The organism is Streptomyces sp. (assembly GCF_031178505.1).
Lineage (GTDB): Bacteria > Actinomycetota > Actinomycetes > Streptomycetales > Streptomycetaceae > Streptomyces > Streptomyces gulbargensis.
The window spans coordinates 1-2177 of record NZ_JAPSIW010000958.1 but is presented as its reverse complement, the minus strand read 5'-3'; the positions used below and the strand labels follow the sequence as shown (position 1 = coordinate 2177).

General features: G+C 74.6%; 4 protein-coding genes. 2 read left to right on the top strand and 2 right to left on the bottom strand.

Annotation, left to right across the window (positions count from 1 at the left end; all coding sequences use genetic code 11):
• Positions 1-268: UDP binding domain-containing protein (locus tag RIF68_RS35025; RefSeq protein ID WP_309055586.1), on the top strand; the 268-nt coding region annotated here is incomplete at its 5' end.
• A 79-nt stretch (positions 269-347) separates the two neighbouring features.
• Here RIF68_RS35025 and RIF68_RS35020 read toward each other — a convergent pair.
• Positions 348-593, bottom strand: a complete 246-nt coding sequence (locus tag RIF68_RS35020) for a hypothetical protein (protein ID WP_309055584.1) — start codon at positions 591-593, stop codon at positions 348-350.
• Between the two features lie 212 nt (positions 594-805).
• Positions 806-2035 (bottom strand): aminotransferase class I/II-fold pyridoxal phosphate-dependent enzyme, encoded by a 1230-nt coding sequence (locus RIF68_RS35015; RefSeq protein WP_309055583.1) that lies wholly within the window; start codon positions 2033-2035, stop codon positions 806-808.
• Between the two features lie 46 nt (positions 2036-2081).
• Here RIF68_RS35015 and RIF68_RS35010 point away from each other — a divergent pair.
• On the top strand, positions 2082-2177 hold a 96-nt coding region (locus tag RIF68_RS35010; RefSeq protein ID WP_309055588.1), incomplete at its 3' end, for an adenylyltransferase/cytidyltransferase family protein.

Genomic DNA, 2177 nt, shown 5'->3' with positions numbered 1-2177 from the left:
CGCCGTCTACGACCCCAAGGCCAACGCCAACGCCGCCAAGCGCTACCCGCGCCTGGACTACGTGGACTCCCTCGAGGCCGCCGTGACCGGCGCCGAGGTCGTCCTGCTGCTGACCGAGTGGGGCGAGTTCAGGACGATGACCCCCGAGCAGCTGGAGCCGCTCGTGGCCGTCCCGCAGATCCTCGACGGCCGCAACGTGCTCGACCCCGAGCGGTGGACCGCCGCCGGCTTCGACTACCGGGCCCTGGGGCGCCGGGCGGCCGTCTGAGCGACCCGGCCGCGTCCAGCACGACGACGGCCACCGCCGCCGGAGCAGCGGTGGCCGTCCTCGTGGTGCGGGGGCCGGCTCAGTCCCCGTAGTTCTCGAAGATCAGGTCGTCCGTGTTCTTGTCCAGCTGCATGGAGCCGCTGTGCTGGATCAGCCGGGCGACGGTGCTGGCCTCGCTCTCCGGGACGACGAGCAGGTACTCCTCCACGCCGTCGTCGAGCGTCAGCTCGAACGTGTAGGAGCCGGCATCGCCCTCGCCCTGTCTGCTGCGGATCACGTCGACGCTGGTGACGCGCCGGATGTTCTTGCCCTGGCCTGCTGGCATGGTTCCCCCTTCGGAAACACTCCTGAGGACGGGCCGGTCGCCGGTCTGCGCGAGCCCGTGCGGTGATCCGGCCCTGCTGACAACGGCGGTCGTCTCGGACCGCCGACCCGCCGTGCTCGGCAGCGTCCGTCGGGACCGCGGGTGCGCACCACGCTAGCCACCCGGCACACCGGTGCCAAGGTTGCCGACGTGTGTGACGCAGGCCCCCGCGCTCAGCGGGCCAGGCGCCGCCCCGCCTCCTCCAGGAGGTCCAGGCGCTTGCCGAAGGAGAAGCGCATCCAGGTCGTGTACAGGCCCCGGTGCGCGGCCGAGGCGAGGGCCGGCACGGGCACGCCCACCACGCCGGCGCCCTCGGCCAGCACGGGGGCGAGCGCCGTGGCGTCCCCGACCCCGTGGCGCTCGCACAGGGCGCGGACGTCCGCCACGACGAAGAACGTGCCCTGCGGCTCGAACGGCTCGGCGCCCGCCCGGGCCAGCCCCTGCACGAGCACGTCGCGGCGCCGCCGGAAGTCCTCGGTGAGCCGGTCGTAGAAGGCGTCGGGCAGGCCCAGGGCCGCGGCCGCCCCGAGCTGCAGGGGAGTGGCGGCGCTGTGCGTGAGGTAGGCCTTGGTGGCGCGCACCGGGCCGACCAGGTGCGCCGGCCCGCTGACCCATCCCACGCGCCAGCCCGTGGCCGAGAACGTCTTGCCCACCGAGGAGACCGTGAGGGTCCGCTCGAAGGCCCCCGGCCGGGCGGCCAGGGGGCGGTGGCCGCCGGCGAAGCGCAGGTGCTCGTAGACCTCGTCGGTCACCACCACGCAGTCGTGCTCCGCGGCCAGCTCGGCCACCCGGGACAGGGCCGCGTCGTCGAACACGGTGCCGGTGGGGTTGTGCGGGTCGTTGAGGACCACCATCCGGGTGCGGGGCCCGAAGGCCCCCGCGAGGCGGTCGAGGTCGGGGGAGAAGAGCGGGGGCTCGAGCGGGACCGTGACCAGCCGCGCGCCGGCGAACTCCACCACCGCGCCGTAGAGGTCGTAGTGCGGCTCGAAGGTGACGACCTCGTCGCCGGGGCGCAGGAACGCGAGCAGGCTCGCGGCCAGGCCCTCGGAGGCGCCCACGGTCACCACGACGCCGGAGGCCGGGTCCGGCTCGATCCCGTAGAAGCGGCGCTGGTGCTCGGCGACGGCCTCCCGCAGCCGCGGCACCCCGGCCACCGGGGAGTACTGGTTGCCGCCGCCGCGCAGGGCGGCCGCGGCGGCGTCGAGCATCTCGGGCGGGCCGTCGACGTCGGGAAAGCCCTGGCCGAGGTTGATCGCCCCCGTGCGGGCGGCCAGCCGGGACATCTCCTCGAAGACGGTCCCGGACAGCTCCCCGGTGCTCGTCAGGAGGCCTCCTCCGCGGGCCATGCGCTCCCAGGGGGAGCCGGGCGTCTGCGGGGAGTCGGCGGCGGCATTGGCGTCCATGGCCGCCAGTCTAGGGTCCCGCGGCAGCGTGCCTAGGATGGGCCCCATGCACCGAGCGATCTGCCCCGGCTCCTTCGACCCGATCCACAACGGCCACGTGGAGGTCGTCGCGCGTGCCGCGGCCCTCTTCGACGAGGTGGTG